Source organism: Geminocystis sp. CENA526, assembly GCF_050753365.1.
Lineage (GTDB): Bacteria > Cyanobacteriota > Cyanobacteriia > Cyanobacteriales > Cyanobacteriaceae > Geminocystis.
On record NZ_JBLZFY010000169.1, the window covers coordinates 1 to 5,638 of the forward strand.

Sequence of the window (5,638 nt, forward strand, 5' to 3'; positions counted from 1 at the left end):
TAAAACAAACTAGGGATGCACAAAAAGTATTTTGATGAGAGTGGGTATCACAGGCATCAGGTGTCAGGTTAAAGAATGAAAAATCAAGGTGTTGAAGCGTTATATCTTCAAAAAATATACAGGTATATTGTGAATAATCAGATTTGAAATGCCTTGTTTTTGAGTAAAAATTGCCAAAAATTCGCACTTTTTTGTGAATATAATGTGCCTAAACCATTGATTTTAATAACCTTTTGATTTATTCAGCAAACCCAAACTAGAGGCGGTTTTCGATCGAACTCTCCCAAGTATTAGTAATAGTTTTTACATCTAAATTAATCAGATTATTGATAGTTAAATTAAAGCCTTTTACTTGCCCAATTTTATGCCAATTATTACCTAATTTTTCTGTTAAAAACGCTTCCCAATTAGCTTGATTTTCGGGATTAATCGACACAATAATTAAACTAGCTAATTCCCCAAATAAGACACTATCTAAACGAGAGTCAATACTTGGTAAATTCACCTCACACCCTAACTTACCACTGATACAAGACTCCGCTAACGCAACGGCAACTCCCCCCTCACTGACATCATGGGCAGATTTTACTATTCCTTGAATAATGCCTTCTCTACAAGCCTCCTGCACTTGTTTCTCTAAGTCATAGTCTAATTCAGGGGGTTTTCCTGCTACAGTGTTATGAATCGTAGCAAGATATTCAGAAGCCCCCAAACTGGGGTTAAATTTCCCTAGCAAATAAATCAAGTCGCCTTCTTTTTGCCAACCTTGCCCACAAATTTTGTCGATGTCAGGAATTAAACCCACCATGCCAATCACGGGAGTCGGATAAATGGGTTGGGGATTGCCCTCAGAGTCGATCGTCTCGTTATACAATGAAACATTACCACCAGTAACAGGGGTGTTAAACTCTCGACAGGCTTCAGCGATACCCTGACAAGCGTGGTGTAATTGCCAATAACCCACTGGTTTTTCTGGACTTCCGAAATTAAGATTATCGGTGATAGCGATAGGTTGTGCGCCCACACAACTCAAATTACGAGAGGCTTCCGCAACGGCTAATTTTGCTCCTAAATTCGGCTCTAAATAGACATAACGGGGGTTACAATCCGTGGTAGCGGCGATACCTGTCTTAGCTAACTCTGGTTTACCGTTAACAGGGCGCACTCTGATAATAGACGCATCCGCTCCACCCGGCAACATCACCGTATTGTTTTGCACTTGATGATCATATTGACGATAAATCCACCGTTTGGAAGCGATACTAGGGGTATCTAGCAAAGTTAATAAGATTTGCTCCCAATTTTGCCCATTTACGCCGTTATCCTCAATTTTTGGCAACTCATTTTCTGTCCATGACCATGCTTGTATAGCATATTCTGGCGGTTTTGTCAAGACTTCATGGTGATAAATTGGGGTATTATCAGCTAAAGCAGTGGAAGGCACTTCGGCTGCGATCGAACCTTGATGTAAAATTCTTACGATGGGTTCATCTATAACTGTACCTGCAACAACGGCATGGAGTCCCCATCTTTCAAAGATGTCGATTAATTCTCGTTCTCTACCATTGTGAGCTACAAAGAGCATTCTTTCTTGAGACTCTGAGAGGAGATACTCATAAGGTATCATGCCTTTTTCCCGTGCAGGAATCTTGTCTAAGTCTAACTCAATACCGACTCCGCCTTTTGCCGCCATTTCTGAGGTTGAGCAAGTAATACCTGCCGCACCCATGTCTTGGGCGGCTACCACTGCACCAGTTTTAAAGGCTTCTAAACAGGCTTCAATGAGGGATTTTTCTAAAAAGGGATCGCCTACTTGTACTGCGGGTCGATCGTCTAATGATTCATCTGTCAATTCGGCACTGGCAAAACTTGCCCCCCCCATGCCGTCTCTACCTGTAGTTGATCCCACATACAAAACAGGATTACCGATACCTGAAGCCCCTGATTTTACTATATCATCGGTTTCCATAAGTCCGATCGCCATAGCATTAACAAGGGGATTGCCACTGTAAGCAGAATTGAAGTAAACCTCACCTCCAACAGTGGGTACGCCTACGCAATTATGGGTTAAGATACCAGAGGAGGTGACAAAAAGGTGAGTATTATCGACTTCTATATCGTAAACAGGATAATTTTCTACCTCTTGAGTATCGATATTTTTGATTTTCACAAAGGCTAATTGTCCAGATATTTTATAACGAGGAAAAGAGTGTTTATTCCCTTGATAATTGTCCAAAGCGGATAGTAATTTTTCGTTTCTTTCTTCACTAAAAATATTAACTAATTTGCCTAAATTATCCACATTATTAATTTCTAGTTGCCACAAGGGTAAACGTTGATATTCTCGCCCTTCGATCGAACATAATTTACTTTCTTGACGATAAATATACGGAATTATGCCTTGATTTTGCAATAAAATAATCGTCTGTTCAAATAATTTGTGACTTGTGGTAGCAAATGAAATCTTAGCATGATTACCATTGGTTTTTGTGGTTAATGAACCATCACCTCTTAAAAGTCCTTTTAAACCTTCTCTTTGTAAACAAGATGACCAAGTGAAAAAACAATCAGGAAAAGCCTTAAATTGTGCTTTATCTCCACATTCCCAAACATCTTTTAATAAATAACCGAATAACCAAGAAGTTGCATAAACTGCAATAGTAGATTTTCTTTCTTCAATGCAAGGACGTAAACCTAATTTTTCAATGATTTTAGCAACATCATTCACATACTCTTTTTCGTGAAGGGCAAAGGTAAAAATTATCTTATAAGTATTGCCATTTTGCGAGACACATCCTTCTGATAAATAATAGCCTAATAAACGGGCTAAATCTTCATCAATTTTGATAACGGCATTCATATAATTAGCTTTACCACTACGACGATAAAGTTTTAATGCCGTCGGGGAAACATCACTAAAAGATTCTAATTGACGATACAAAGGAAGGGGTAAATAACCTTCGGTGAGATAACGATGTCTGTGGGTAGCATTAGCCTCGATTTTATGTAATTCTAGCTTAAATTGCTCAGTAGCACACCAGTCGGAGGGAAAGCGAATATAAACGTCTTGGTGATTATCTCCTAGTAGGGGTATTAAGTTTAATTCGGAATGAATTTGCTCAGATTCTGGTAAATTAATGGATAAAGGAATAATATCACCTTCTTTGAGGTCTTTTCCTTCTGTTATCTTCCATTCTCCTTCTTCCACTACCAATTGCGGATGATCAGGGCTAATGGTAAGATTTCTTCCTAAAGCGGTTTTAATTGTTATTAATTGATTTGTATAGCGTTTAAAAATACGGCGAATAGGTTGCCAAGTGCTTTGAAGGGTATCTTTATCAAAAGATAAGGTTTCAATGTTGTCTAAGGCGATTTCTTGGGTGTCTTGATTATCGCTAAGGCGAGACTCGACAAAGTTACCAATGGTATCAAAATGAATCCCATTCTTATCACGCCATATTAAAGTTTCTTCTGCGATTAGACAATTACCATAGTGTGATATACCTTCGACAACTCCCTTAAAGATGCGTTTGGTGTGGGGATTATCTAAGTTACCGAAGCGTAAGGAATTGAGAATGGCGATCGGACGTGCGCCCATAGTAAAAATATCTCTAAGGATACCACCGACACCTGTAGCCGCTCCTTGGAAGGGTTCGATGGCGCTAGGATGGTTATGGGATTCGATTTTGAAGGCTACCCTTAAACCGTTACCAAAGTCCACGACTCCAGCATTTTCTCCGGGTCCGACTAGAATTCGATCGCCTTCTGTGGGAAACTGAGATAAAAGGGGCTTAGAGTTTTTATAACAACAATGTTCTGACCACATTACCCCAAACATACCTAATTCTGCTTTGTTGGGGTGTCTGCCTAATCTTTTAACGATGTCTTCATATTCAGCAGGTTTAATGCCTTCGGAGGCGATTTCTTGGGGGGTAAAGGGTACTGACATATTTTCTCTCATTAATTGACTTAATAACAATATACCAGATAGGTTTAAACCCAATATCTATTAAAAGTTTATCTAAAAAATTTAACAAACATCGTGTGATTCGGCACTATCTAGCCGACCTTTCCACTGGAAAGGGTTTTGAGTAAAGTAAAAATAATATTGTTACTAACAACAAAATTTTAACATAAAAAGGTGTGCTAAGTTTTTAATTGTCTTAACAAACTTTTTTTGCCTTTGTATATTTTTTTCTATCAAATACAATTTTTTGACGCTCTAGTCATTAACAGTACGATCGAACATAATAAATTAGACATCTTCAAAAATACAGACAAGATGCCTGTTTTACGGTGGTAAAATCATAAATGTGATCGAAATCTATTAATTAAATATCGGGTAAAAATTTAGTTAAATCAAAATTAGTTTCAGCATGAGAAGTAAGGTTTTTATTGTGACTTAAAATCAGCAAAATTCTTTCACTATAGTCAACAGAACCTCTTAGTTGTTCTTGCAACTTCATTAAACCGCCGTTAGCATATTCTTCAAAAATAGTAACCCTTTCTTCTTCAGCAGTGGCATCATAGGCAGAAATAATTTGAGGATTTTTAGTTTCAGTAATAGCTAAAAGTTTAATTAAAACATCATAACCACGACTGCTAAAAACATCTAAACTGATGGGAGAGGGTTCTTTGGCGATAACATCTAATGGTAATCTAAATTTATGCTTTTTTCCGAAGGCGGCGGCAAAGGCAATAATATCCGCATAGGTAGAAAATACCCCTTGAGAATTGTCATTATTGAAGATTAAACTTTGCACTAAATTGGCTTTATCTTGAGCGATTTTTATTCTAATAGCCATAGGATTTTAATAAATTTTTTTTAAAAATTACTATACTATTTAATATGATTATAGAGGGTAAATTGATGGAAATTGCAACTATTATTTTAGCGGGGGGTAAAAGTTCTCGCATGGGAAAAGATAAGGCTTTATTAGACATAAATGGAATACCTTTATTAAGAAAAACATTCGATATAGCTCAACAATGTACCGATCGAGTTTACATTGTAACTCCTTGGGGGGAAAAATATCGATCGATCTTACCTCAAGAATGTAATTTCATTCAAGAATTATCAAGTTTTCAAGGCGGATTAATCGCCTTTTCTCACGCATTAAATGAGGTTAAAAGTGACTGGATTTTATTATTAGCTTGTGACTTACCTTTTTTAACAGTAAATGAGATTCAAACATGGATTAAATACTTACCTAGTATTAAAGAAAGTTCCATGGCTTTTTTGCCAAAAGATGAGAAAGGTTGGCAGTGTTTATGCGGTTTTTATCGGAGTAATTGTCGTCAATCTTTAGAAGATTATCTAAACACAGGAAATCGCTCTTTTCAAAAATGGTTGAATACTGAAAAAGTAGAAGAATTAAAAGTAAAAAATAAGCAAATTTTTTTTAATTGCAACACTCCACAAGATTATAAAAAATACAGTAATCTTTTTTAAGAGGAAACATCCGATTTTTCTTAAAATATAGCAATCAGGAATCATTTGTGAGAAATAAATTATTAGAAAAAAATATCGAAGATACGACTACTATTGCATGAGTGCCTCTTGCCTACCTTAACCTAAACCTGAATTCGATATAAGATGATGAAGATAAGAGGGGGAAGAGGGGGAAGAGGGGGAAGA

General features: G+C 36.8%; 3 protein-coding genes. 1 reads left to right on the forward strand and 2 read right to left on the reverse strand.

Going from position 1 to position 5,638, the window contains the following annotated elements; translation table 11 throughout:
- Nucleotides 1-256: 256 nt before the first annotated feature.
- Complete coding sequence (gene purL / locus ACN4EE_RS21810) at nt 257-3,949, reverse strand: phosphoribosylformylglycinamidine synthase subunit PurL (RefSeq protein ID WP_431708621.1); 3,693 nt, start codon at nt 3,947-3,949, stop codon at nt 257-259.
- A 382-nt stretch (nt 3,950-4,331) separates the two neighbouring features.
- Nucleotides 4,332-4,805 (reverse strand): DNA phosphorothioation-associated protein 4, encoded by a 474-nt coding sequence (locus tag ACN4EE_RS21815; RefSeq protein WP_431708622.1) that lies wholly within the window; start codon nt 4,803-4,805, stop codon nt 4,332-4,334.
- Between the two features lie 65 nt (nt 4,806-4,870).
- On the opposite strand from ACN4EE_RS21815, the gene ACN4EE_RS21820 reads away from it, so the two are divergent.
- Nucleotides 4,871-5,452 (forward strand): molybdenum cofactor guanylyltransferase, encoded by a 582-nt coding sequence (locus ACN4EE_RS21820; protein ID WP_431708623.1) that lies wholly within the window; start codon nt 4,871-4,873, stop codon nt 5,450-5,452.
- Nucleotides 5,453-5,638: the final 186 nt, after the last annotated feature.

Excerpts from the sequence above, each read along its gene's own strand:
- purL (WP_431708621.1), bottom strand. The coding sequence starts at position 3,949 with ATGTCAGTACCCTTTACCCCCCAAGAAATCGCCTCCGAAGGCATTAAA.
- ACN4EE_RS21815 (WP_431708622.1), bottom strand. The coding sequence starts at position 4,805 with ATGGCTATTAGAATAAAAATCGCTCAAGATAAAGCCAATTTAGTGCAA.
- ACN4EE_RS21820 (WP_431708623.1), top strand. The coding sequence starts at position 4,871 with ATGGAAATTGCAACTATTATTTTAGCGGGGGGTAAAAGTTCTCGCATG.